The organism is Salinirubrum litoreum, assembly GCF_020567425.1.
GTDB classification, from domain to species: domain Archaea; phylum Halobacteriota; class Halobacteria; order Halobacteriales; family Haloferacaceae; genus Salinirubrum; species Salinirubrum litoreum.
Genome location: NZ_JAJCVJ010000001.1, coordinates 1,385,335 through 1,409,524, shown reverse-complemented (window position 1 = coordinate 1,409,524; position 24,190 = coordinate 1,385,335). Strand labels below are relative to the sequence as shown.

Sequence of the window (24,190 nt, the reverse complement as noted above, 5' to 3'; positions counted from 1 at the left end):
ACTGTCCTGTTCGGTGAGTCGTCGGTCTCTCGACCGGACGGACCGCCCGACCGAAGCCACACGACTTAACCCCCGCCCGGGAGTCGACTCGGGCGATGGTCCGGTACAGCATCGCCGTCTGCAGTTTCGACATGGCCGAGACCGTCGAGCGCTCCCTCCGGAGTATGCTCGACCAGATCGGTGACGACTTCGAGGTGGTCGTCGTCGACGGTGGCTCCTCGGACGGCACCCTCGACGTCCTCCGCGACCTCGAAGCCGCGGACGACCGCGTGCGCGTGATCGCTCTCGATCCCGACCCGGACCGGCGACTCGGTGCCGACCGCCAGCGCTCCATCGAGGCCTGCGAGGGTGAGTACGTGCTGACGCAACTGGACGTCGACGACACCTACGAACCGGTCGTCGAGGACTTCGTCTCGATCTACCACGACCTCGAAGCGGGCATCGACCGCGAGTTCCTGCTCTCCGGCACCGGGATCAACATGGCTCCCCGGTCGCTGTACCTCGACTACCCCTACCGGAACCTCCGCAGTGCCGAGGACCGCGACCTGTGGCGACGACTGCTCGCCGCCGAGAAGATCGTCTGGCTGGACCACACACAGGTCCGCGAGCAGATCGGCTACGAGAAGACGCTGAGCGACCACCTGCGCCGGGACTTCTCCGACAAGATCGCCGACGCGCAGGTCGGCATCGACTTCCTGTCGTGTCTCCGGTACAGTCTCTCCCACCCGCGATACTACATCCTCGAAGCCGAACGCGGTCCCCTCGGTCGCGCCGCCAAGTCGGTCTACGACCTGGTCACCTACCCCCTCGCCTTCTGGCGCGCCCGAGACCGCGAGTCGTTCGAGACGCCGCCCGGACTGCGCCGGCGCGGTACCCTCGAACGCCTGATCCACGAACGGAGAAAGCCCCTGTCGGCCATCGAGCGCGAGTACGGGGTGCGGGTGGACCGCGAGGCGCTGTCGGCCCGTGGCCGAGAGCTGTTGTGTGACTGACGTCTCGGTCGGCGGCGTGACCCCGCGTGGGTTCGGGCCCAGAGCGGTCGATTTCGTCGGATTCGACGGTCTTCTCGGGGCATACACCGGAAATCGACCGCAGTGAGATTCACAAAGCTTATTCGCGTGATGGCGATTTTGTACGCCAATGAGTACGCGTAGCGAGAGCCGGGACGAGACTACGTCCCGGACGAGCGAGGAGACGATCGAGACGGTCGTCTCCCGCCTCGAAGACTGGTACCACGTCCCCGTCCTGGTGGCGACGATGGTCGCCATGCTGTGGATCCGCCTCCAGTCGTACGACGCGTTCACGCGCGACGGCGAGATCTACCTGTCGGGCAACGACGGCTGGTACCACCTCCGCGAGGTACAGTACACCGTCCAGAACTGGCCGTCCACGATGCCGTTCGACCCGTGGACCTACTTCCCGTTCGGTACCTCCACCGGCCAGTTCGGGACCCTCTACGACCAACTGATCGCCACCGGCGTCCTGCTGGTCGGCCTCGGTTCGCCGACGCAGGAGCAGATCATGCAGGCGATGCTGGTCGCGACGCCGGTGTTCGGCGCGCTGACCGTGATCCCCGTGTACCTGATCGGGAAGCGACTCGGCGGCCGGGTCGCCGGCCTGTTCGGTGCGGTCCTGCTCGCACTGCTCCCCGGGAGCTTCCTCCAGCGCACGCTCGTCGCCTCGGCCGACCACAACGGCGCGGAGCCGTTCTTCCAGGCGTTCGCCGTCGTCGGCCTGCTCGCGGCGTTCGTCGTCGCGGAACGCGAGAAACCCGTCTGGGAACTCGTCGTCGACCGAGACTTCGCGGCGCTCCGCACACCCGCCATCTGGTCGGCGGTCGGCGGCTTCGGCGTGGCGATGTACCTCTGGATGTGGCCGCCGGGCGTCCTGCTGGTCGGCCTCGCGGGGCTGTTCTTCACGCTGAAGTTCGCCACCGACGTCTACCACGGCTCCAGCCCCGAACCGGTCGCGTTCGCCGGCGCGGTGTCGATGACCGTGACCGGTCTGCTGCTGTTCGTCCCCATTCAGTCGTTCGGCTTCAGTCCGACGCGCTTCTCGCTGCTCCAGCCCCTGCTGGCCTTCGGGGTCGCCGCGGGCTGTGTGTTCCTCGCGTGGCTCGCCCGCGAGTGGGAGTCGCGCGACCTCGACTCGTCGCTGTACCCGGTCGCCGTCTTCGGGCTTCTGCTCGTCGGCGTCGGCCTGCTGTCGGTCGTCCTGCCGAGCGTCTACAAGCTGATCGTCAACAACCTCGTCCGGACCGTCGGCTTCTCGACGGGCGCACAGACCCGGACCATCGTCGAGGCGTCGCCGTTCCTCTCGGACATCAACCTCCAGCGGTACAACGGGAGCGCGCAGGCGGCGCTCATCGCCAACTACGGGCTGACGTTCTTCACCGCTGCCGGTGCGGTGATCTGGCTGCTGGCCAAACCGCTCGTGAAGGGCGGCGAGACCCGGAAGGTCGGTTACGTCATCGGGAGCCTGCTGCTCGTCGCGGCGATGTTCTTCTTCCAGAACACGTTCCAGAGCGTCGGCAGTGCGGTCGGGCTCAACTCACAACTGCTCGGTCTGGGTGTCGTGACGGCACTGATCGTCGGCGCGGCGTTGCTCACGGAGTACCGGACCGAACACCTGTTCGTGGTCGTCTGGGCCGCGTTCATCACGTCTGCGGCGTTCACGCAGATCCGGTTCAACTACTACCTCGCCGTCGTGGTCGTCGTCCTGAACGCGTACCTGCTCGGCGAACTCATCACCATCCTCGGCGTCGCGCCGGGCGCGTGGATCAGCGAGGTCACGAAGAAGTCGCCGGTCGAGGCCGTCCAGAGCGTCCCGTGGTACAAGGTGATGACCGTCGTCGCGGTCGTGACCGTCATCACCGTCCCCGTGTTGATCCAGCCGATGACCGTCGGCGCGAGTCCGCAGGGCGGTGGCGGCGTCCAGACCGCGACCGCGTGGGAGATCGGCAACAACACCGCCCCACAGGACATCACGCAGTGGGACGACAGCCTGCAGTGGATGAACGAGAACACGCCCGAGGAGGGCGAGTTCGGCGGTGCCGACAACCGGATGGAGTACTACGGCACCTACCAGGAGGGTGACGGCGACTTCGCGTACCCCGAGGGCAGTTACGGCGTCCAGTCGTGGTGGGACTACGGCCACTGGATCACCGTCCGCGGTGAGCGCATCCCGAACGCCAACCCGTTCCAGCAGGGTGCCACGAGCGCCGCGAACTTCATGCTCGCACCCGACGAGCGGCAGGCCCAGCAGGTGCTCGCCCGCCAGAGCACCGAGGGGAACCAGACCCGGTACGTCATGATCGACTGGCAGATGGCGACCACCGGCAACAAGTTCGACGCGATGACGGTGTTCTACGACGAGCAGAACACCACCGCCCGCGAGTTCTACCAGCCGGTGTACGTCATCGGCTCCAGTGGCGGCCAACAGCGCGTCACGGGGACCTACGACCTGCACAACCAGCGGTACTACGACAGCATGGTGACGCGGCTCTACCAGTTCCACGGGAGCGCCATCGACCCACAGCCGCTCGTGATCGACTACGAACTCCGCGAGACCAGTACCGGCCAGCAGGTACCGGTCGTCATCTCCGGCAGTAACGAGACCGGACTGCGGACCTTCGACAGCATGGAGGCCGCCCGGCAGTACGTCGAGGAAGACGGCACCGCGAGGGTCGGCGGACTCGGCCAGTACCCCGGCGAGCGCGTCCCGGCGCTCGAACACTACCGACTCGTCCACACCAGCGAGAACTCGGCGTACAACACCGCCGAGTACACGCGTGGCCTGATCAGCACCTCGCGTGCGACCGGCGTCAGCCCGACCCTGCTGAACCAGAACCAGCCCGCGTGGGTGAAGACGTTCGAGCGCGTCCCCGGTGCGACCGTCGAGGGCAGTGGCGCACCCGCCAACACAACCGTCACGGCACGCGTCCAGATGGAGAACCCGGCGGCGAACTCGACGTTCACCTACAGCCAGCAGGCCCGGACGAACGAGGACGGCGAGTTCACGATGACGGTGCCGTACTCCACGACCGGCTACGACGAGTACGGCCCGGAGAACGGCTACACCGACGTGAACGTGCGGGCCACCGGTTCGTACAACGTCTCGACCGGCCTGACGCAGAACGAGTCCGGCGCAGTCGTCCAGTACGGCGCGCAGTTCGACGTGTCCGAGGGCCAGGTCAACGGGGCCGAGGACGGTCCGGTGACGGTCGAACTCGACTCGGCGACGCTCCGACCCGCACCGAGTGACGGGAGCAGTGGAACCGAGACCGGAAGCGAGAACGGGACGAACAGCACGGCGCTGACGACGCCCGACTCGCTGTCGCTGGCCGACGACGCTGCTGTCTCTGCCGGCGACTCGACGACCGACACGACGTTCGATCTCGGCGGGTCGCCGGGTGCAGTCGGTTCGGCAGAGACGTATGCGGTCGAAGCGTAAGACGGCCGTAGACGACTCCCCCGTTCTTCTCGCTCGTGTCTCCTCCCGGGATGGAAGCGTTCTTGTAGCCGACCCGGTTGTACCCGAACGATGAATCGAACCCTCCAGTCTGGTGATCGGCCGTGACGGCGGCCGAGTCGACCGAGTCGGTGGAGTCCGCCGACGGCGACAGTTGGGTCGGTGTCTACCTGCGCGGCCTCTGTATGGGGACCGCCGACGCCATCCCCGGCGTCTCCGGCGGCACCATCGCCATGATCGTCGGCATCTACGAGCGACTGATCTCGGCGATCACCGCCGTCGACCCGGACCGGATTCTCGCGGTCCTGCGGGGGCTCACGCCGTCCGGTCGACGCGACGGCTGGCAGGCGCTCCGGGAGATGGACGCGCTGTTTCTCGTCGTGCTCGGGACCGGTATCTTCACCGCCATCGTCACCATCACGCGGGTCGCACACTGGGCGCTGACGACGGTTCCCGTGCCGACCTACGGGCTGTTCTTCGGGCTGATCGGCGCGTCCGCGCTGGTGCTGTACGCCGAGGTCGGTCTCGACACGTGGGTCGAACGCGGCGCGGCGGTCGCCGGGTTCGTCCTCGCCTTCGTCGTCTCCGGACAGGCGAGCGCCGCGCTCCAGTCCGGGCCGGCCGTCACCTTCTTCGCGGGGGCGCTCGCCGTCAGCGCGATGATCCTGCCGGGCGTCTCGGGGTCGCTGTTGCTCGTGCTCATCGGCCAGTACGACTTCATGACCGGCCAGTTGCAGTCGTTCGTCGACGGACTGCTCGGACTGCTCACGGGCGGGAGCCTCGACACCGTGCTGTCGGCCGGCGCGACCGTGGTGGCGTTCATCGCCGGCGCGGTCGTCGGCCTGTTCACCGTCGCGCACGCGGTTCGGAAGGCCCTGGCGACCTACCGGGAGCCGACACTCGCGTTCCTCGTCAGCCTGATCGCCGGGGCACTGCGCGCGCCGGTCGTCCAGTCGTCGGTCGCGCTCACGGAGGCGGGCCGGTCGTGGACGCCGACCGCCCTCGGGACGTTCGCCGTCGCGGGCGTCGTCGGTGTCGTCCTCGTCGTGATGATCGACCGCTACGCCGGCGGTATCGACTACTGATCGACGCTCTCGGCGGTCGCCGGGAGCGTCCCATCGGTGACCACGATCCGTCAACTTCACGGTCGTCAGGCCCGAGTCGAAGGTACGATGACGAGTGTCGCAGGCGCGAGGGATAGGATTATACCGCGCTGACGCATGAATCCGGTGATGGACCTCCCCGAGCGCGTCGCGCGCAGGCGGGCGGTCGACGACGACCGCCTCGTGACGGCGTGGAGTTCGCTCTCCCCCGTCGTTCACCCGGACTCGCCGGTTGGACGCGGAGCAGTCCTAGAGCGCCTGCTGGATCGCCTGGAACCGGTCTTCTCGGGCGACCTCCCCGCTGACTTCCACGTCCACGGCCCGGGCGGGACCGGGAAGTCGGCGGTGCTGGTCGGCCTGTTCTCGGAACTCTCGACCCAACTCGGCGGCGCGCACGCACCGATCCAGACGACGACGCGCGCCAACGGCGCGGATCGGGACGTCGAGTTCGTCTGCGTGGACGCCCGGCGAGCGGCGAGTCCCTTCCGGGTCTACCGGGCGGTGCTCGCCTCGGTCCGCGACGACTCGGTGCCGGAACGCGGCGTCAGCACGGAGACGCTCCGCTCGAAGCTGAGCGACGAACTCGGCTCTCACCGGAGACTGGTCGTCGCGCTGGATCACCTCGCGGAGCCTCGGACGCCGACCCCGCAACGCGCGCGGGACCTGTTCGCGTCGGTCGACGGCCCCGTGACGACCGTGACGGTCTCGCGGGTCGCGGACGACGCGGTCCCCTCGCTCCCGGTGTCGGCGTACCGCGACTCGATGCTGACCGAGGTGCTCATGTCCCGTGGGTCGCGCGGGCTCCGCGGCGGACTGGCACAGGGAACCGCCGAGCGTATCGCGGACTGGGCGGAGGGCGACGCGAGCGACGCGCTGTCGGCGCTGTTCGGCGCGGCGACGATCGCGGACCACGAGGACATGCCGAACCTGTCGGTCCGCCACGTCAGACGCGGGATGGAGGGTGTCCCCCGTGACGGCGTCCCGGTCGGTCGGGTCCTCTCGCTCCCGGAGAACCGACAGGCGGTGCTCGACGCCCTGCTGGAGGGTGGCGCGTCGGGGAGTATCGAGACCATCGCCAAGACGGTCTCGGCGGACATGGACCTCTCGGCGGGCACGGTGACCCGGTTCCTCTACGAACTCGCGGAAGACGGCATCCTCCAGCGCGTCGAGATCGGCGAGAACGAACACGGACCGAGCGGCGTCGTGCCGCGCTTCCCGACGCTTGTCTATCGGAAACTCCGGTCGTGAGATGGTTTCGACGGTACGTGTGTCGTGACTGTCGGCGGTAATCAGATCAGCATCCGCGATAGCTACTGCGACCGCGTTGCGACCCGTGACCGTGCCAGCACAGCAGACCGCCGACAGCACCGCAGACCGCGACCGCGACAGCACCGCAGACCGCGACCACGACAGCACCGCAGACCGCGACCACGACAGCACAGCAGACCGCCGACAGCACCGCAGACCGCGACCACGACAGCACCGCAGACCGCGACCGCGACAGCACCGCAGACCGCGACCACGACAGCACAGCAGACCGCGACCGCGACAGCACCGCAGACCGCGACCACGACAGCACCGCTACGATTGCTAGCGCGAGGAACCGCACCGCGACCGCGACAGCACCTCGAACCTCCCCAGCCTCGGGGTCAGAGCAAGAGCGAAGCTCTTGCCAGCCCTCGTTCGGTTCCCTCACGAGGACGCTCTCCGCACCGCCCGCGACCCCTCCCTCGCACGCGTCAAGCCGCGCGCGCCGACAGCACCGCACCGCAACACCTGACCGGAGGGTCCGACTCACATCACACCCACCAGTCGAACGGGCTGGCGCGCGTTCATCTCGGGCACTTCGGCGGCGTGAGGCCGCCTCAGGCACGCCGACGGTCGCAGGGAGGCGCGCACGCTGAAAGCGACTGGTCCACCGCGAGTTGCACGATGGGTCGCAGAGTTCGACGGGTGGGACTCAAAGGGGCCGGGGGCTTTCACCTCCTCTCGTCGTCCGCGACCGACTCGACAGAGTTCACGCCACAGACCGATTCCGCCGACCTCGCGCCGACACCACACACTCACCCGGCATCCAGCCAGTCCACCGAAGCTTAGTACCCTCCCACCCTCCGGTAGCCACGATGCTACCGACTCGCGACCGCGTCGTCACCCTCGCCCGCGCCATCGTCCACGAGGTGCGCGCCGAGAACCTCACGTTCATGGCCGGGAGCATCGCCTACCACGCCTTTCTCTCGCTGCTCCCCATCCTCGTCTTGGTGCTGGCGGCCATCTCCACCTTCGGCGACCAGTCGCTCGTCGACGCCTTCCTCCGCCTCACCCAGTCGGTGCTGACGCGCGGGGCCGGCGAGGTCATCGTGGACGAACTCTCCGCTACACGCGGGTCGTTGTCGGCCTCGATCATCGGCGGGGCCGTGCTGATCTGGGGGACCCTGCGCATCTTCCGTGGGCTGGATCAGGCCTTCTCGGACATCTACGAGTCGGAAGCCGAGAACACCTTCCTCGATCAGGTCGGCGACGGCGTGGTCGTGCTGGGTACCTTCGCGGTCGCCATCCTCGGCGGCGTGGTCGTCAACAGCGTCTTCCCCGCGACCGGCGACCCACTGCTCTCTCTCGTCCGGCGACTCCTGTTCGTCGGCGGCCTCGTCGTGACGTTCCTGCCGATGTACTACATCTTCCCCGACAGCGACGTGACCGTGCGCGAGATCGTCCCCGGCGTGGTCCTCGCGGCGGTCGGACTGACCCTCTTCGAGTCCGTCTTCCAGTTCTACCTCTCGTACCGCAACCCCGACGAGGCCGGCGTCGTGACCGGCATCGTCCTCCTGCTGACGTGGCTCTACTTCAGTGGCCTCGTCATCCTGCTCGGCGCGGTCGTGAACGCCGTCCTCGCCAACCGGAGCGCGGACGTGAACGTCGACCCCGTCTTCGGCGGTGTCACGCCGACCGAGAAACGCGCAGAGCGCGACCGACTCCTGCGACAGCTTCGTCAGCTACAGGCCCGACTCGGCGACGGCCGTCGCCTGTCGGTCGCCGTGGACGACGACGACGCCGTGGTGCTCGACGCGCCTACCGACGCCGAGGTGTCGATCGGTGACTCGGCGTTCGCCGACGGCGCGGTCCAGTCCGACGGCGACGTGGAACTCCGGCTTCGGTGGCGGACCGGCGCGGACGCCGACGACCAGTAACGGTGAGATACGGCGAGGAGTCGTGTGAGACGTGACCGGAGACGGGTCGAGTCCCCCACGAGACGGGGGACCGCGCCACCGCGTCCGGTGTGCGTCTCCCCGCCACCGCGTCCGGCACGCGTCGCTCAGTCGTCTGCCGGTTCCGCGCCCGACACCGAGTCGAGCGACTCGACGCCGATGGTCCCGGTGAGTTCGGTGTACGGGTACGGCATCCCGACGCCCTCGGCGTCGAAGCGAGCCTTCACGTCCTCCAAGAGCGCGTGGGTCACGCCGCCCGCGCCCGTCTCTGCCGGGTCGATCCACACCCGAGCCGTGAGAACGACCGCCGAGTCGCCCAGCGCGGTGACCGGCACTGCCGGCTCGGGGTCGTCGAGGACACCGTCGACAGCGGCGGCCGCGTCGAGGATGATCGACCGGGCGCGGTCGACGTCGGCGTCGTACTCGATGCCGAACTCGACGTCGACCCGCCGGGTGTCGTTGGCGACGGGGTTCTTCACGACCGCGCTCGCGAGGTCCGCGTTCGGGACCGTCAGCTGTTCGTTCTGGAAGGTGTCGAGCTTCGTCACCCGGAGCTGAATCTCCCGGACGATGCCGCCGTTGCCGCTCCACTCGATGTAGTCGCCCACCTCGAACGGCTCGTCTTTCAGGATGAAGACGCCGGCGACGAAGTTGGCGATGAGGTCCTGTGCGGCGAAGCCGACCGCCAGCGCGAGTGCGCCGGTGAGCGTGGCGAAGGCGGCGAGAACGGCACCGAAGCCGGCCACCGCCGCCGCGAGACCGAACGCGCCGACGAGTGCGAACACCCCGGCGATGCTGGCCGCGAGACTGACGACCGCCGGTGAGAAGTCGCGGGCACCGAGCGCGCGTCTCGTCACGCGGACCAGGACCGGCCGGCCGACGAGGTACAACACGAGAAACGAGACGACGAAGATCACGACCGTCACCGCGAACGAGACGAGTGCGTCGCCGTACCGGGCGAGGAGTTCGCCGACCGTGGTCGGGAAGCCTTGCTGGAGCAGGACACCGTAGTGGTTCGCTACCATGCGCGCGACGACGACGACCAGCAAGATAAGTCATCTCACGGTTGTCCGGGTCGACCGTCGTGAACCCGCCCCCGAGGACGGACCCATCGCTGGAGAAATCGAGAGTGAGAGAAGTGCGCTGGCTGGGATTTGAACCCAGGTTGTGACCATGGCAAGGTCACGTGATACCACTACACTACCAGCGCATCACGCTTCTGCGCATCCACAGCTAACGACGGTTTCGTTCATAAGGCTTCCGAATCGGGGCGAAAATCGAGCGATCTCGTGGGGTCGCGTCCCACGAGAGAGCGCCACACGATTCGGCCGAATCCGGGGGTGTGAACCCGTCGCAGGGCCGAACTGCTTCCGCTACCCTTTTAGGTGAGGCTCGGGAAATTCGGGTACAGTCTCGTGAGAGCGTGGAAGTGACGGCATGACACTCAGCGTACTCGTGCCGTCGTCCCTCGTCCGAGAAGCCGAAGACAAGCGGGAGGCGACCCGCAAACTCGGCTACGTCGCCCGCGCGGCGACGGTGTTTCGGGCGGATCGCCTCTGTGTCTTCCCGGACCGGGAAGGCGAGGGTCGGTGGGGCGGCGGGTTCGTCGACACCGTCTTGCGGTACGCCGCGACGCCGCCGTACCTCCGAAAGGAGGCGTGGGGCGTCCGGGACGAACTGGAGTACGTCGGTGTCTTGCCGCCGCTCCGCGCGCTCACGGAGACCGGTTCCGATCCGGAGGGATCGGAGCTGAGACAGGGAATCGTGACCGAGGTCGGACCTGACGGCCGCGTTCGGGTCAATTGCGGACTGCAACACCCGATCTCCCTCTTCGCCCCCGACGGGGTCGAGGTGGGGGAGCGCGTCACCATCAGGGTCTCTTCGAGAGAACCGGTCCGCGCGCGAATCGTGGACGGCGACCCCCCGGGGTTCGTCGTCGAACGCGTGGACCTCCCGGAAGCACTCGGCCGTGAGGGTGCCGGTGTGCGGATCGCCACGTCGCGACACGGGCAGGAACTGTCCGTCTCGCGGCTGGCGACACTGGCCGGCCGGGCCGACCGCGACATGACAGTCGCGTTCGGGTCGCCCGAGAGAGGGCTTCCGGAGATCCTCGACGTGTCAGTCGAGGACGTGACCGCCCACCGACCGCGGTGGGACGGAGCCGAGAACGTCGAACCCGGTCCTGCGGGGTTCGACCTCTGGCTGAATACGATTCCGCGACAGGGAAGCGGGGTGGTGCGAACGGAGGAAGCGATGTTCGCGTCGCTCGCGTCCCTGACACTCACGGAGTGAACACATGCCACAACCAAGCAGACCACGCAAAGGCTCGATGGGCTACGGCCCGCGAACGCGTGCGGACGACGAAGTCCCGCGCTTCCGTTCGTGGCCCGACGACGACGGGTCACCAGCACTGCAGGGGTTCGCCGGCTACAAGGCCGGGATGACCCACGTCGTGCTGGTCAACGACGAATCCAACTCCCCGCGCGAGGGGATGGAGGAGTCGGTCCCCGTCACGGTCGTCGAGACGCCCCCGATGCGGGCAGTCGCCCTGCGGGCCTACGAACAGACGGCGTACGGATCGAAGCCGGTCACCGAGGTCTGGACGGACGAGTTCCACGAGGAACTCGACCGGACGCTCGACCTCCCGGCCGAAGACAGCTTCGCGGACGACGCAGACGACCTCCGTGCCGCCCTCGAGGCGGGCGAGGTCGACGACCTCCGGGTCATCACCCACACGGTGCCCGCGAGCGTCGGCAACGTCCCGAAGAAGAAGCCCGACGTGATGGAGACGCGCGTCGGCGGCGGTAGCCTGCAGGAACGCGCCGACTTCGCGCTCGACCTCGTCGAAGACGGGGGCGAACACGCGATGAGCGACGTGTTCCGTGCGGGCGAGTATCTGGACGTGTCCGGGATCACGAAAGGGAAGGGTACCCAAGGTCCCGTCAAGCGATGGGGCGTCCAGAAGCGGAAGGGCAAACACGCCCGACAGGGGTGGCGGCGACGCATCGGGAACCTCGGCCCGTGGAATCCGAGCCGAGTGCGCTCGACCGTGCCCCAGCAGGGACAGACCGGCTACCACCAGCGAACCGAACTCAACAAGCGCCTGATCGACTTCGGCGACGGCGACGAGCCGTCGGTCGACGGCGGGTTCGTCAACTACGGCGAGATCGACGGCCCGTACGCCTTGGTGAAGGGTTCGCTGCCGGGACCGAACAAGCGGCTCCTGCGGTTCCGCCCGGCCATCCGGCCGAACGACCAGCCGCGCCTCGACCCCGAGGTGCGCTACGTCTCGACCGCATCGAACCAGGGATAACCAATGAACGCTACAGTACGCGACCTGAACGGCGAGGAGTCGGGCACCGTCGACCTGCCCGAGGTCTTCGAGACGGCCTACCGGCCGGACCTCATTCGACGGGCCGTGCTCGCCGCACAGGCAAACCGGAAACAGGCCTACGGTGCCGACGAGTACGCCGGCATGCGGACGCCGGCAGAGTCGATGGGCAGCGGTCGCGGGATGGCCCACGTCCCCCGTGAGAACGGACAGGGCGCGCGGGTCCCCCAGACCGTCGGTGGGCGCAAGGCCCACCCGCCGAAAGCCGAGAAGGAACAGGGCAAGTCGATCAACAAGAAGGAGCGCCAACTGGCGATTCGGTCGGCCATCGCGGCCACCGCGAACCCGGAACTGGTCGCCGAGCGCGGCCACCAGTTCGACGACGACCTCGACCTCCCGCTCGTCGTGAGCGACGAGTTCGAGGACCTGCTGAAGACGCAGGAGGTCGTCTCGTTCCTCGACGCAGTCGGTGTCCACGGCGACATCGAGCGCTCCGAGAACAACCGCAAGGTGAAGGCCGGACAGGGGAAGCTCCGCGGTCGCAAGTACAAACGACCGAAGTCGATCCTGTTCGTCACCAGCGAGGAGCCGTCGAAGGCGGCGCGGAACCTCGCCGGTGCCGACGTGGTGACCGCGAGCGAGGTCAACGCGGAGGACCTCGCGCCCGGCACGCACGCGGGACGACTGACCGTCTTCACCGAGTCCGCCCTCGAGGAGGTGGCTGGCCGATGAGCGTCATCGAGCATCCCCTCGTCACGGAGAAGGCGATGAACCAGATGGACTTCGACAACAAGCTCCAGTTCATCGTCCACATGGACGCCACGAAACCCGAGATCGCCTCGGAGGTCGAAGAGCGCTACGAGGTCGGCGTCGTCAAGGTGAACACGCAGGTCACCGCGAAGGGTCGGAAGAAAGCAACCGTCAGACTCGGAGAGGACGACGACGCACAGGAAGTCGCCTCCCGAATCGGGGTGTTCTGAGATGGGACGCAGAATCCAAGGACAACGACGCGGACGCGGTGGGCCGACGTTCCGTGCCCCCTCGCACCGCTACAAGAGCGATCTCCAGCACAAGAAGGCAGAGGAGTCCGACCTCGTCGCCGGCGAGGTCGTCGACATCGAACACGACCCCGCCCGGTCTGCACCGGTCGCGGCCGTCGAGTTCGAGGACGGCGACCGCCGACTGGTGCTGGCCCCCGAGGGCATCACCGTCGGCGAGCAGTTGCAGGTCGGCGTCTCCGCCGAGATCAAGCCCGGCAACACGCTCCCGCTGGCCGAGATTCCCGAAGGGGTCCCGGTCTGTAACGTGGAGTCGAAGCCCGGCGACGGCGGCAAGTTCGCCCGCGCGTCGGGGACTTCGGCACAGCTGTTGACCCACGACCGGAAGGTCGCGGTCGTCAAACTGCCGTCGGGCGAGGTCAAGCGCCTCAACCCGGACTGCCGGGCCACCATCGGCGTCGTCGCCGGCGGTGGGCGGACGGAGAAGCCGTACGTGAAGGCTGGGAAGAAGTACCACAAGATGAAAGCACGCGGGACCAAGTGGCCCCGCGTTCGGGGTGTGGCGATGAACGCCGTCGACCACCCGTTCGGTGGCGGTGGCCGCCAGCACCCCGGCAAGCCGAAGTCCGTCTCGCGGAACGCACCGCCGGGCCGGAAGGTCGGCGACATCGCGTCCAAGCGGACCGGGCGCGGAGGTAACAAATGAGTTCCGAGTACCGAACCGGCCGCGAGGGTGAGTTCACCTACCGTGGCTACACGCTCGACGAGTTGCAGGACATGGAGCGAGACGAGGTCGTGGAACTGCTGCCCGCACGCCAGCGGCGAACCATCGAACGAGGACTCACGGTCGAACACGAGAAGCTCCTCGAGAAGATCGCGGACGCGACCGCCGAGGAGACGGCCAACGACCCGATCCGCACGCATCTGCGTGACACGCCGATCCTGCCGGAGTTCGTCGGCCTGACCTTCTCGGTGTACCAGGGACAGGAGTTCCAGCGCGTCGAGATCCAGCCCGAGATGATCGGACACTACCTCGGCGAGTTCCAACTGACCCGAACGTCGGTCGAACACGGACAGGCGGGCATCGGCGCGACCCGGTCCTCGAAGTTCGTGCCACTCAAGTAAGCCATGGGAATCAACTACAGCGTCGAGACCGACCCGGACACGACCGCGAAAGCGATGCTCCGAGATCGGTCCGTGAGTCTGAAGCACAGCAAGGCCGTGGCCCGCGCGATCAAGGGCGAGACGGTCGCCGACGCGGAGGCGTACCTCCACGCGGTGATCGACGGCGAGCGTTCGGTTCCGTTCCGACAGCACAACAGCGGGATGGGCCACCGGAGCGACATCGACGGCTGGGACGCCGGTCGCTACCCGGAGAAGGCATCCAAGGAGATGCTGAAGCTCATCGAGAACGCCAAGAACAACGCCGACGAGCAGGGCTTCGACGGCGAGTCGATGGAGATCATGCACGTCGCCGCCCACAAGGTCGGCGAGCGGCAGGGTCGCAAACCCCGCGCGATGGGGCGGGCCGACCCGTGGAACACTACGCTCTGTGACATCGAACTCGTACTCGAGGAGGTCGAGGAATAATGGCTGACGAACACCAGTTCATCGAGGACGGGCTTCAGCGCTCCCAGATCGACGAGTTCTTCGCCGACGAACTCGGTCGCGCCGGCTACGGCGGGATGGACGTCGCGAAGACGCCGATGGGAACCCAGATCGTCCTGAAGGCCGAGAAGCCCGGCATGGTGATCGGCAAGGGCGGGAAGAACATCCGGAAGGTCACGAAGGAGCTCGAAGACCGCTTCAACCTCGACGACCCCCAGATCGACGTGCAGGAGGTCGACGAGCCGGACCTGAACGCCCAGATCGTCGCCGACCGACTGGCCAACGCACTGGAGCGTGGCTGGTACTTCCGGAAGGCGGGTCACACGACCATCGACCGCATCATGGACGCCGGCGCGCTCGGTGCCGAGATCGTCCTGAGCGGGAAGGTCACGGGGGCGCGCTCGCGCGTGGAGAAGTTCAACCGTGGCTACATCAAGCACAACGGCGAGCCGGCCCAGTCCGTCGTGGACCGCGGCAAGGGCGTCGCCGTGATGAAGCTCGGCACCATCGGTGTCGACGTGAAGATCATCCCGCCGGGTGCGGAGCTGCCCGACGACTTCGAGATCCACGAGGACGTGGAAGTCGAGGCCGTCGAGCAGGAGACCGCCCCGGAGGGTGGCGTCGAGGACCTGCTCGAGGAGGAACCGGAGGAGGTTCCGGACGTCTCCGACGAGGAGCCGACCGAGGACGGCCCCGAGTTCGGCGGCGAGCCGGACGACGTGATCGACGAGGAGGTCGTCGAGGAGGTCGTCGAGCAGACCGGCGAGACGCCGGTCGCCGCCGAGGAGGAGGTCGACACCCCCGACGCCGCCGACATCGAGGAGGAACTGGACGAACTCGACGAGGAGGTCGAGGCGGAAGCCGCCGACCTGATCGCCGAGATGGAAGACGACGAAGACGAGGAGGACCAGTAGATGGCGATCCTCTACACCGAAGAGATCCGCGACATGACGCCCGCCGAACGGCAGGCAGAACTCGAGGAACTCGAGACGGAACTGCTGAACGCGAAGGCAGTGCAGGCCGCCGGTGGCGCGCCGGAGAACCCCGGTCGCGTCGGCGAGCTGAAGAAGACGATCGCGCGGATCAAGACGATCCAGCGCGAAGAAGACGATCTCGACGACGAGTAACCCACGATGCCGATCACACCCGAGACCCTCACACGACACGAACTCAACGGCCTCCGAGTGGAGGTCGTCGACGCCAGCAACCCCGACCTCGTCGGGATAGCTGGGCGTGTCGTGATCGAGACGCGTGGGACGCTCCACGTGGACGACGGGACTCGGGTGCGGCAGGTGCAAAAGCAGGGCGCGACGTTCCAGTTCGCCCTGCCGGGTGACGACAGGAAGTCGGCGACCGCTGGGCCGGTCGCCGCGCGCGAGTACACAGATGAACGCGCCGGCGTCAGGCCGGCGCGCACAGATGATCGCTCCGGGATGCACCCGGAGCGCACAGATGAAGCCGCCGGTGACCGCAAGGTCGCCGGGGGCGCGTCCAAACGGGAGTCGGAAACTTCGGCGGTCCGCCGCCGGCAGTCTGGCTCGCCGGGAGGCTCCTCGGAGACCGGTGTCGACACGGAGTCGGCGCTGGCCTCGGAGGACTGCGAGGGCGCGACCTACGTTACGGTGGATGGCGCACGACTGCTCTCACGACCCGCCCGACGCACCGAAACAACTGGTGATTCGAAATGGCGCTAGGACTGAACGTAACGGAACCGGAGGAGGCCTGCTCCGACGAGAACTGTCCGTTCCACGGATCGCTTTCCGTGCGAGGACAGACGCTCGAAGGCAGAGTCGCCTCCACAGACATGACAAAGACCGTCATCGTGGAACGCGAATACGACGTTCGCGTCCCGAAGTACGACCGCTACATGAAGCGGCGTAGTCGCATCCCCGCCCACGCCCCACCCTGTGTGGAGCTGGCGGAGGGCGACACGGTTCGTATCGCAGAGACACGACCGCTCTCGAAGACCAAGTCCCACGTCGTGGTGGAACGAGTCGCGGGAGGTGACGAGTGATGGAGGCGCTGAAAGCCGACGTCACCCGTGGCCTGGGCCGCGAGTCGCTCATCACGTGTGCGGACAACACCGGCGCGCGCGAGCTGAAGGTTATCAGCGTCGCGGGCTACTCCGGCACCAAGAACCGACAGCCCAAGGCGGGCATCGGTGACAAGGTGACCGTCTCCGTCACGAAGGGGACGCCGGAGATGCGCCGTCAGGTCCTCGAAGCCGTGATCGTCCGCCAGCGGAAGTCGATCCGCCGACCGGACGGCCAGCGGCTGAAGTTCGAGGACAACGCCGCCGTCATCATCGACGACGTGGAAGAACCGCGAGGGAGCGAGATCAAAGGCCCCATCGCGCGCGAGGTCGCCGAGCGGTTCGGTAGCATCGCGAGCACGGCAACGATGATCGTATAGTATGACACGACAACCACGCAAACAGCGAAACCGAACGGAGTCCGCGTCGCTCCACGAGCGGCAGAAACAGGTGCGGGCCACGCTGTCCGACGACCTCCGCGAGGAGTACGGCCAGCGTAACGTCCGCGTCAACGCGGGCGACACCGTCGAGGTCCTCCGCGGCGACCACGCCGGGGAGGAGGGCGAAGTGCTGAAGGTCGACCTCAAGGCCGCCGTCATCCACGTCGAAGACGTGACCGTCGAGAAGGCGGACGGCGAGGAGACCCCCCGACCCCTCGACACGAGCAACGTCCGCGTGACCGAGCTCGAGCTCGAAGACGACCGCCGCACGGCGCGACTGGAGGGTGACGATGAGTAACCATCAGAAACGACTCTCGGCCCCGAACTCGTGGCCGATCGAACGCAAAGGCGAGACGTTCACGGTGAAGTCCGGTGCCGGCCCGCACGGCCAGGAGGGGGTCCCCCTCATCATCCTGCTGCGGGACGTGCTGGGCTACGTCGACTCGAAGAAGGAGGCGCGCTACGCGCTCAACGAGGGGAGCGTCCTGATCAACGGCCAGCCGATCAGCGACGAGTCCCGCCCAGTGGGGATGTTCGACATCCTCGCCTTCACCGAGCGCGACGAGTACTACCGCATCTTCCCCGACCAGGGCGGTCGGCTGGCGCTGACCCCCATCGACGCCGACGCCGCAGACAGTCGGCTGGCGAAGATCGTCGGCAAGCAGCACGTCAAGGGCGGAGCGGTCCAGCTCCAGTTCCACGACGGCTCGAACCTCCGCGTCGGCGAGGACGACGACTACGACACGAAGGACTCGCTCGTCATCGACAACGACACGAAGGAGGTCGTCGCGCACTTCGCCTACGAGGAGGGTGCGCTGGTGACCGCCGTCGACGGCGAACACGCCGGCGAGATCGGCGAGATCGCGGAGATCACCGTCACGCCGTCGAGCGGTCCGAACATCGTCCGCGTCGAACAGGACGACGGCGAGTTCGAGACGGTCGAGGACTACGTCGTCGTGATCGACGAGAACTTCACCGGCGGAGGTGACGACGAATGAGCGAGGCACAGTTCCACGAGATGCGCGAACCGCGCATCGAGAAGGTCGTCGTCCACATGGGCGTCGGCGAAGGTGGGCGCGAACTCCAGAAGGCCGAGGACATCCTCGAAGCCGTCACCGGCCAGGAGAGCGTCCGGACCACGTCCGGCCGCGCAGGCCAGGACTTCGGCGTCCGGAAGGGCACGCCCGTCGGCGCGAAGGTCACCCTTCGCGGCGAGGACGCCCACGAGTTCCTCCAGACGGCACTGGAGTTCACGCCGCTGTCGGCGCGCCAGTTCGACGAGAACGGCAACTTCAGCTTCGGCGTCGAGGAACACACCGACTTCCCGAGTCAGGAGTACGACCCGCAGATCGGGATCTACGGGCTGGACGTGACGGTCAACCTCGTCCGGCCGGGCTACCGCGTCGCGAAGCGCGACCAGGTGACCCGCTCGATCCCGTCGAGCCACCGACTGACCGCAGCCGACGCCGTCGCGTTCGTCGAATCGACGTTCGGCGTCACAGTGGAGGACGACAATGAGTGAATCAGAGACGGGCGAACACGCGAGCCAGCGCACTGGTGACCAGCACGAGTGTCAGCGCTGTGCCCGGAAGCAAGGACTCGTCGGCAAGTACGACATCTGGCTGTGCCGACAGTGCTTCCGAGAGATCGCCCCGAAGATGGGCTTCAAGAAGTATCGATAACAATGGCAGGCAACGACCCACTATCCAACGCGCTCTCCGGTGTGAACAACGCCGAGAGTGTCGGGCATCTCGCCCACACGGTCCAGCCCGCCTCGAACCTGATCGGCAACGTGCTGGAGGTGTTCTACGACCGGGGCTACGTCGACGGCTTCGAGTTCGTAGACGACGGCAAGGCCGGCCAGTTCGAGGTCGAACTGAAAGGCGCCATCAACGAGTGCGGCGCGGTGAAGCCGCGCTACTCGGCGACTGCCGACGAGTACGAGAAGTGGGAGAAGCGCTATCTCCCGGCCCGCGACTACGGGGCCCTCGTCGTCACGACCAGCCACGGCGTCATGAGCCACTACGAGGCCCGCGAAGCGGGCATCGGTGGTCAGATAATCGCATACGTGTACTAACGATGAGTCGAATCGAACTCGAAATTCCGGAAGACGTGTCCGCCGAGGTCGACCACCTCGACCTGACAGTCTCGGGTCCCAACGGCGAGGTCACTCGCCGCCTGTGGTACCCGGACGTGTCGGTGTCGGTGGAAGACGACCACGTCGTCATCGCCTCCGACACGGAGGACGCGAAGACGACGGCGACGATGGGCACCTTCGAGAGCCACGTGGAGAACATGTTCCACGGGGTCACCGAAGGCTGGTCCTACCAGATGGAGGTCTTCTACGCTCACTTCCCGATGCAGGTGAACGTGGAGGGTGACGAGGTCGTCATCAACAACTTCCTCGGCGAGAAGGCCCCGCGACGAACGCAGATCCGGGGCGACACGGAGGTACAGGTCGACGGCGAGGAGGTCACCCTCAGCGGCCCCGACAAGGAGGCCGTGGGCCAGACCGCCGCCGACATCGAACAGTTGACGCGCGTGACCGACAAGGACACCCGCGTCTTCCAGGACGGCGTCTACATCACAGAGAAGCCGAAAGGAGGTGCCTAGATGGCAGACGACGAACCGCAGGAACTCGAAGACATCAGCGGTGTCGGCCCCTCGAAGGCGGAGAAGCTCCGCGACGCGGGCTACGAGACCGTCGAGGACGTGAAGGCGGCGAGCCAGTCGGAACTGGCGAACGTCGAGGGTATCGGCAACGCGCTGGCGGCCCGGATCAAGGCCGACGTCGGCGGCCTCGAAGTCTCCGAGGAGACGGAGGCCGAGGTCGAAGACGACACCGAGGAGGACGTCGAGGAGGCCGACGAGGACGTGGAGACCGAACTGCGTCCCCGCGGCCACGCCGACAAGACGCCCGAGTTGGACGACGACACGGCCCGTGCGCTCGCACAGAAGCACCGCGAGGGCAAGCCGCAGTTCAACCGGCAGGACTACCACAAGAAGAAGCGGACGCCGACCTCGTGGCGGAAGCCGCGCGGTGGGCTCTCGAAGCAGCGACGGGGTATCAAGGGCAAGGGCCCGAAGGTCGAGGCGGGCTACCGCACGCCGAAGGCCGCCCGCGACCTGCACCCCTCGGGCTTCGAGGAGGTTCACGTCCACAACGTCGACGACCTCGACGGCGTGGACGGGGACACGCAGGCGGTCCGCATCGCCGGTGGTGTCGGCGCGCGCAAACGCGAGCGCATCGAAGAAGTCTGTGAGGACGAGGAGATCCGCGTCCTCAACCCGACCTACGTCGAAGTGGAGGTAGAGGAATGACCGACCTGAGCGCACAGAAACGGATGGCGTCGGACATCCTCGACGTCGGCAAAGGCCGCGTCTGGTTCGACCCGGACGAGCAGGCCGAGATCGCGGAAGCGATCACCCGCGAGGACATCCGCGACCTGGTCGACGCGGGGACGATCCGCGTCAAGGACGCGTCGAACAACTCCCGTGGCCGGGCCCGCGAGCGAGCGGACAAGAAGAACTACGGCCACCGGACCGGTGCCGGCACCCAGAAGGGGCGTGCCGGCGGCCGGGAGAACAAGAAGAAGGCATGGATCGGTCGGATCCGCGCCCAGCGCCGTCGCCTGCGTGAACTGCGCGACGACGGGACGCTCTCGCCCTCGCAGTACCGGACCCTCTACAACAAGGCGTCCGGCGGCGAGTTCGACAGCGTGGACCGACTCGAAGCGTACGTGCAGAACAACTACGATGTCACCCTCGGAGGCGACGACTGATGGCAACAGGACCTAGATACAAGGTGCCGATGCGTCGTCGCCGTGAGGTCCGGACGGACTACCACCAGAGGTTGCGCCTGCTGAAATCGGGCAAGCCCCGCCTTGTCGCTCGCGTGAGCAACAAGCACGTCAGGGCGCAGCTGGTCACCCCCGGACCACAGGGCGACGAGACCCACGCGACCGCCACGTCGGCGGACCTCGCCGAGTACGGCTGGGAGGCTCCCACGGGGAACCTGCCGAGTGCGTACCTGACGGGGTACCTCGCGGGACTCCGAGCCTTGGAGGCGGGTGTCGAGGAGGCGGTCCTCGACATCGGTCTCAACACGGCGACACCCGGCAACAAGGTGTTCGCGGTACAGGAAGGTGCAATCGACGCGGGCGTCGAGATCCCGCACAACGACAGCGTGCTGGCGGACTGGTCGCGGAATCGCGGCGAGCACATCGCCGAGTACGCCGAGTCTCTCGACGAGCCGCTGTACGGCGGAGACTTCGACGCGACGGAGCTCCCCGCGCACTTCGACGACGTGCGAGAGCGACTGACGGAGGACCATGAGTAACAACTACAACGACGGTTGGGTGCCGCGGACGCGCCTCGGCCGCAAGGTACAGGACGGCGAGATCGACTCGATGGAACAGGCCCTGCAGACGGGCCTGCCGCTGAAGGAGGCGGAGGTCGTCGACCAGCTCCTCCCGGGGCTCGACGACGAGGTGCTGGACATCAACATGGTCCAGCGGATGACCGACTCCGGTCGCCGGGTCAAGTTCCGGTGTGTCGTCGCCGTCGGCAACCGCGACGGCTTCGTCGGCTACGCCGAGGCCCGCGACGACCAGGTAGGCTCTGCCATCCAGAAGGCCATCGACGTGGCCAAGCTGAACATCATCGACGTCTCCCGTGGCTGTGGGTCGTGGGAGTGTGGCTGTGGGCGCCCCCACACCGTCGCACTCAAGACGACCGGCAAGGCCGGCAGCGTCGAGGTCGAACTACTCCCCGCCCCGCGTGGCCTCGGTCTCGCGGGCGGTGAGACGGTCCGCAACGTGCTGGAACTCGCGGGCATCGAGGACATCTGGACGCGCTCCTCCGGGAACACCCGGACCACCGTGAACTTCGCGAAGGCGACGTTCCTCGCGCTCCGGAACACCGCCGAGGCGCGCGTGCCCCAGCACGCACTCGAACAGCGAGAGGTGATCGAGTGATGCAGGCAGTCGTCCAGATCCGCGGCGAAGTGGACATCAGCGACAAGGTGCAGGACACCCTCGACATGCTGAACGTCCACGCCGTCAACCACTGTACGTTCGTGCCGGAGACGGACACGTACCGTGGCATGGTGAACAAGGTGAACGACTGGGTGGCCCACGGCCAGCCGAGTCTGGAGACGGTCGAGACGCTCGTCGCGACGCGTGCCGAGCCCCTCGAGGGCTCCGCCGACGTGGACGACGAGTGGATCGCCGACAACACCGACTACGACGACGTCGCCTCGCTCGCCGAGGCGCTCTACGAGGAGGAGACGACGCTGCGCGAGCAGGGTCTCTCGCCGGTCCTCCGCCTGCACCCGCCGCGCGGCGGGCACAAGGGCCTGAAACACGGCACGAAGGGCGGCGGCCAGCTCGGCAAGCACACCACCGAGCAGATCGACGAGCTGCTGGAGGCGATGCGATAATGACGAGCAAGAAGAACCGCCAGCGCGGGTCTCGCACCCACGGCGGCGGCACGCACAAGAACCGGCGTGGTGCCGGCCACCGCGGCGGTCGCGGCCGTGCCGGGCGCGACAAACACGAGTTCCACAACTACGAGCCGCTCGGCAAGAGCGGCTTCAAGCGGCCCGAGGAGGCCCAGGAGACGGTCGTCGAAGTGACCGTCCGCGAACTCGACGAGGACGCCGCGCTGCTCGTTGCCGACGGACTGGCCGAGCAGGACGGCGACGCCTACCACCTCGACGCCCGCGACGTGGCCGAGGACGGCTGGGAGGCGGACGTGGTGAAGGTGCTCGGCAACGGCGACGTGCGACAGGAACTGCACGTCGTCGCCGACGCCTTCTCCGCGAGCGCGGTCGGCAAACTGGAGCAGGCCGGCGGCAGTGCCGACCTCTCCGAGCGCGCCGAAGAAGCGTCGTTCGAGCCGGACAACGCCGAAGACGAGTCGGACGACGACGAGTAACACCCGCGACACTTCTCAGTTCTTTCCCCCGGGTAGCCGCCGGCTTCTCGCTCGGTTGTCGTTCGTCGCCGGGCTAGTCGGTGCCTTCGGCGGCGAACAGTCACAAGACACATACTCCATGCCGGGGTACGAGGCGGTATGATCGAGTGGGTCCGCCGAGGCGTCGCACGGAGTTACGAGCGACTCCTCCGGCGGGAGATCGGTGACGGGCCGACCCACGTCGCCATCATCCAGGACGGCAACCGGCGGTACGCGCGCCAACAGGGTGGGGACGCGCCGGACGGCCACCGGGCGGGCGCGGAGACGACCTCTGCCGTGCTGGAGTGGTGTGAGGAGTTGGGTATCGAGGAGTTGACGCTGTACGCCTTCTCGACGGAGAACTTCGACAGACCCGAGGAGGAGTTGGAGCCGCTGTTCGATCTCGTGGAGTCGAAGCTGTACGAGTTCGCGGACGCCGACAGAGTCCACGACTCGGAGGTGTGCATCCGGGCCATCGGTGCGGTCGATCTGCTCCCGGATCGCGTGCAGGAGGCGGTGCGGTACGCCGAGTCGCGGACAGAGGGGTACGACCGGTTCCGCCTGAACGTCGCGCTCGCGTACGGCGGGCGGAAGGAACTGCTCGGGGCGGCACGCGACGTCTGTCGGGCGGTCGGCGAGGGGAACCTCTCGGCCGACGCGGTGGACGTGGACCTCGTGGACGCGCGACTGTACGACCGGCCGGTGCGTGACGTGGACCTGATCATCCGGACCGGCGGCGACGAGCGCACCTCGAACTTCCTGCCGTGGCACGCGAACGGGAACGAGGCGGCGGTGTACTTCTGTGCGCCCTACTGGCCGGAGTTCTCGAAGGTCGACTTCCTCCGGGCGGTCCGGACCTACGAGTCGCGCGAGGACTCGTGGCGACAGGCGAAGGCGAAGCGCGCGGTGGCGATGGTGCGGGCGCTCGGCGAGACGGAACTGGCCGAGGGGCGGGCGCTGGTCGGGCGTCTCCGTGAGCAGTTGACGAGCGCCGGGATGCGCGAGGTGACTGCCGAGTTGGAGACACAAGAGCGAGAGACGGCTGATTAG

30 protein-coding genes, 1 tRNA gene and 1 pseudogene are annotated in these 24,190 nt (G+C 67.4%); 30 read left to right on the top strand and 2 right to left on the bottom strand.

Annotated features, from left to right (window positions below):
- Nucleotides 1-95: 95 nt before the first annotated feature.
- The 5 genes from LI337_RS07150 (at nt 96) to LI337_RS07130 (ending at nt 8,758) form a co-directional block, all read left to right on the top strand.
- Nucleotides 96-992 carry a glycosyltransferase family 2 protein gene (locus LI337_RS07150; RefSeq protein WP_227229119.1) on the top strand — a complete coding sequence of 299 codons (897 nt, stop codon included), beginning with the start codon at nt 96-98 and terminating at the stop codon, nt 990-992.
- Between the two features lie 148 nt (nt 993-1,140).
- Nucleotides 1,141-4,452 (top strand): oligosaccharyl transferase, archaeosortase A system-associated, encoded by a 3,312-nt coding sequence (locus tag LI337_RS07145; RefSeq protein ID WP_227229118.1) that lies wholly within the window; start codon nt 1,141-1,143, stop codon nt 4,450-4,452.
- Nucleotides 4,453-4,655: 203 nt separating this feature from the next.
- Nucleotides 4,656-5,555, top strand: a complete 900-nt coding sequence (locus tag LI337_RS07140; RefSeq protein WP_264474972.1) for a DUF368 domain-containing protein — start codon at nt 4,656-4,658, stop codon at nt 5,553-5,555.
- Between the two features lie 147 nt (nt 5,556-5,702).
- Complete coding sequence (locus LI337_RS07135; RefSeq protein ID WP_227229116.1) at nt 5,703-6,821, top strand: Cdc6/Cdc18 family protein; 1,119 nt, start codon at nt 5,703-5,705, stop codon at nt 6,819-6,821.
- An 875-nt stretch (nt 6,822-7,696) separates the two neighbouring features.
- Nucleotides 7,697-8,758 carry a YihY/virulence factor BrkB family protein gene (locus LI337_RS07130; RefSeq protein WP_227229115.1) on the top strand — a complete coding sequence of 354 codons (1,062 nt, stop codon included), beginning with the start codon at nt 7,697-7,699 and terminating at the stop codon, nt 8,756-8,758.
- A 125-nt stretch (nt 8,759-8,883) separates the two neighbouring features.
- Here LI337_RS07130 and LI337_RS07125 read toward each other — a convergent pair whose 3' ends face one another.
- Nucleotides 8,884-9,801, bottom strand: a complete 918-nt coding sequence (locus LI337_RS07125) for a mechanosensitive ion channel family protein (protein WP_227229114.1) — start codon at nt 9,799-9,801, stop codon at nt 8,884-8,886.
- A gap of 114 nt (nt 9,802-9,915) precedes the next feature.
- Nucleotides 9,916-9,986 (bottom strand) — tRNA-Gly (locus LI337_RS07120).
- A gap of 227 nt (nt 9,987-10,213) precedes the next feature.
- Here LI337_RS07120 and LI337_RS07115 point away from each other — a divergent pair.
- The 25 genes and pseudogenes from LI337_RS07115 to uppS all read left to right on the top strand — a co-directional run bounded on the left by LI337_RS07115 (nt 10,214) and on the right by uppS (nt 24,190).
- Nucleotides 10,214-11,068 carry an RNA methyltransferase gene (locus LI337_RS07115; protein WP_227229113.1) on the top strand — a complete coding sequence of 285 codons (855 nt, stop codon included), beginning with the start codon at nt 10,214-10,216 and terminating at the stop codon, nt 11,066-11,068.
- A 4-nt stretch (nt 11,069-11,072) separates the two neighbouring features.
- Nucleotides 11,073-12,089, top strand: a complete 1,017-nt coding sequence (locus tag LI337_RS07110) for a 50S ribosomal protein L3 (RefSeq protein ID WP_227229112.1) — start codon at nt 11,073-11,075, stop codon at nt 12,087-12,089.
- 3 nt (nt 12,090-12,092) lie between these two features.
- The gene (gene rpl4p / locus LI337_RS07105) at nt 12,093-12,839 is read left to right on the top strand and encodes a 50S ribosomal protein L4 (RefSeq protein ID WP_227229111.1); all 747 of its coding nucleotides are present in this window, start codon (nt 12,093-12,095) and stop codon (nt 12,837-12,839) included.
- On the top strand, nt 12,836-13,087 hold the full coding sequence (locus LI337_RS07100; protein WP_227229110.1) for a 50S ribosomal protein L23: 252 nt from the start codon (nt 12,836-12,838) through the stop codon (nt 13,085-13,087). The genes rpl4p and LI337_RS07100 overlap by 4 nt, the downstream gene beginning before the upstream one ends.
- A pseudogene (locus LI337_RS07095) lies at nt 13,074-13,811 on the top strand (50S ribosomal protein L2); the annotation flags it as partial. The gene LI337_RS07100 and the pseudogene LI337_RS07095, both read left to right, overlap by 14 nt.
- Nucleotides 13,808-14,230, top strand: coding sequence for a 30S ribosomal protein S19 (locus LI337_RS07090; RefSeq protein WP_227229109.1), 423 nt, complete (start codon nt 13,808-13,810; stop codon nt 14,228-14,230). The pseudogene LI337_RS07095 and the gene LI337_RS07090, both read left to right, overlap by 4 nt.
- Before the next feature lie 3 nt (nt 14,231-14,233).
- Entirely contained in the window at nt 14,234-14,695 is a 462-nt protein-coding gene (locus LI337_RS07085) for a 50S ribosomal protein L22 (RefSeq protein ID WP_227229108.1), read from the top strand.
- Entirely contained in the window at nt 14,695-15,627 is a 933-nt protein-coding gene (locus LI337_RS07080) for a 30S ribosomal protein S3 (protein WP_227229107.1), read from the top strand. The genes LI337_RS07085 and LI337_RS07080 overlap by 1 nt, the downstream gene beginning before the upstream one ends.
- On the top strand, nt 15,628-15,840 hold the full coding sequence (gene rpmC / locus LI337_RS07075) for a 50S ribosomal protein L29 (RefSeq protein ID WP_227229106.1): 213 nt from the start codon (nt 15,628-15,630) through the stop codon (nt 15,838-15,840). It abuts the gene before it with no gap.
- Between the two features lie 6 nt (nt 15,841-15,846).
- A complete protein-coding gene (locus tag LI337_RS07070; protein WP_227229105.1) occupies nt 15,847-16,407 on the top strand; it encodes a ribonuclease P protein component 1 in 561 nt (186 codons plus the stop codon).
- Nucleotides 16,398-16,727 carry a 30S ribosomal protein S17 gene (locus tag LI337_RS07065; RefSeq protein ID WP_227229104.1) on the top strand — a complete coding sequence of 110 codons (330 nt, stop codon included), beginning with the start codon at nt 16,398-16,400 and terminating at the stop codon, nt 16,725-16,727. The genes LI337_RS07070 and LI337_RS07065 overlap by 10 nt, the downstream gene beginning before the upstream one ends.
- The gene (locus tag LI337_RS07060; RefSeq protein ID WP_227229103.1) at nt 16,727-17,125 is read left to right on the top strand and encodes a 50S ribosomal protein L14; all 399 of its coding nucleotides are present in this window, start codon (nt 16,727-16,729) and stop codon (nt 17,123-17,125) included. The genes LI337_RS07065 and LI337_RS07060 overlap by 1 nt, the downstream gene beginning before the upstream one ends.
- Nucleotide 17,126: 1 nt before the next feature.
- Nucleotides 17,127-17,483, top strand: a complete 357-nt coding sequence (rplX, locus tag LI337_RS07055; RefSeq protein WP_227229102.1) for a 50S ribosomal protein L24 — start codon at nt 17,127-17,129, stop codon at nt 17,481-17,483.
- The gene (locus tag LI337_RS07050) at nt 17,476-18,183 is read left to right on the top strand and encodes a 30S ribosomal protein S4e (RefSeq protein WP_227229101.1); all 708 of its coding nucleotides are present in this window, start codon (nt 17,476-17,478) and stop codon (nt 18,181-18,183) included. The genes rplX and LI337_RS07050 overlap by 8 nt, the downstream gene beginning before the upstream one ends.
- Nucleotides 18,180-18,707 carry a 50S ribosomal protein L5 gene (locus LI337_RS07045; RefSeq protein WP_227229100.1) on the top strand — a complete coding sequence of 176 codons (528 nt, stop codon included), beginning with the start codon at nt 18,180-18,182 and terminating at the stop codon, nt 18,705-18,707. Before LI337_RS07050 ends, LI337_RS07045 begins: the two co-directional genes overlap by 4 nt.
- Complete coding sequence (locus LI337_RS07040) at nt 18,700-18,867, top strand: 30S ribosomal protein S14 (protein ID WP_227229099.1); 168 nt, start codon at nt 18,700-18,702, stop codon at nt 18,865-18,867. The genes LI337_RS07045 and LI337_RS07040 overlap by 8 nt, the downstream gene beginning before the upstream one ends.
- A 2-nt stretch (nt 18,868-18,869) precedes the next feature.
- A complete protein-coding gene (locus LI337_RS07035) occupies nt 18,870-19,262 on the top strand; it encodes a 30S ribosomal protein S8 (RefSeq protein ID WP_227229098.1) in 393 nt (130 codons plus the stop codon).
- A gap of 2 nt (nt 19,263-19,264) precedes the next feature.
- Nucleotides 19,265-19,798 carry a 50S ribosomal protein L6 gene (locus tag LI337_RS07030; protein WP_227229097.1) on the top strand — a complete coding sequence of 178 codons (534 nt, stop codon included), beginning with the start codon at nt 19,265-19,267 and terminating at the stop codon, nt 19,796-19,798.
- Nucleotides 19,799-20,506, top strand: coding sequence for a 50S ribosomal protein L32e (locus tag LI337_RS07025; RefSeq protein WP_227229096.1), 708 nt, complete (start codon nt 19,799-19,801; stop codon nt 20,504-20,506).
- Nucleotides 20,503-20,967 carry a 50S ribosomal protein L19e gene (locus tag LI337_RS07020; RefSeq protein WP_227229095.1) on the top strand — a complete coding sequence of 155 codons (465 nt, stop codon included), beginning with the start codon at nt 20,503-20,505 and terminating at the stop codon, nt 20,965-20,967. Before LI337_RS07025 ends, LI337_RS07020 begins: the two co-directional genes overlap by 4 nt.
- Nucleotides 20,967-21,524, top strand: coding sequence for a 50S ribosomal protein L18 (locus LI337_RS07015; RefSeq protein ID WP_227229094.1), 558 nt, complete (start codon nt 20,967-20,969; stop codon nt 21,522-21,524). The genes LI337_RS07020 and LI337_RS07015 overlap by 1 nt, the downstream gene beginning before the upstream one ends.
- Complete coding sequence (locus tag LI337_RS07010) at nt 21,517-22,161, top strand: 30S ribosomal protein S5 (protein ID WP_227229093.1); 645 nt, start codon at nt 21,517-21,519, stop codon at nt 22,159-22,161. Before LI337_RS07015 ends, LI337_RS07010 begins: the two co-directional genes overlap by 8 nt.
- Nucleotides 22,161-22,625, top strand: a complete 465-nt coding sequence (rpmD, locus tag LI337_RS07005) for a 50S ribosomal protein L30 (RefSeq protein WP_227229092.1) — start codon at nt 22,161-22,163, stop codon at nt 22,623-22,625. Before LI337_RS07010 ends, rpmD begins: the two co-directional genes overlap by 1 nt.
- Entirely contained in the window at nt 22,625-23,122 is a 498-nt protein-coding gene (locus tag LI337_RS07000) for an uL15m family ribosomal protein (protein WP_227229091.1), read from the top strand. Before rpmD ends, LI337_RS07000 begins: the two co-directional genes overlap by 1 nt.
- A 138-nt stretch (nt 23,123-23,260) precedes the next feature.
- Nucleotides 23,261-24,190 (top strand): polyprenyl diphosphate synthase, encoded by a 930-nt coding sequence (gene uppS / locus LI337_RS06995; protein ID WP_227229090.1) that lies wholly within the window; start codon nt 23,261-23,263, stop codon nt 24,188-24,190.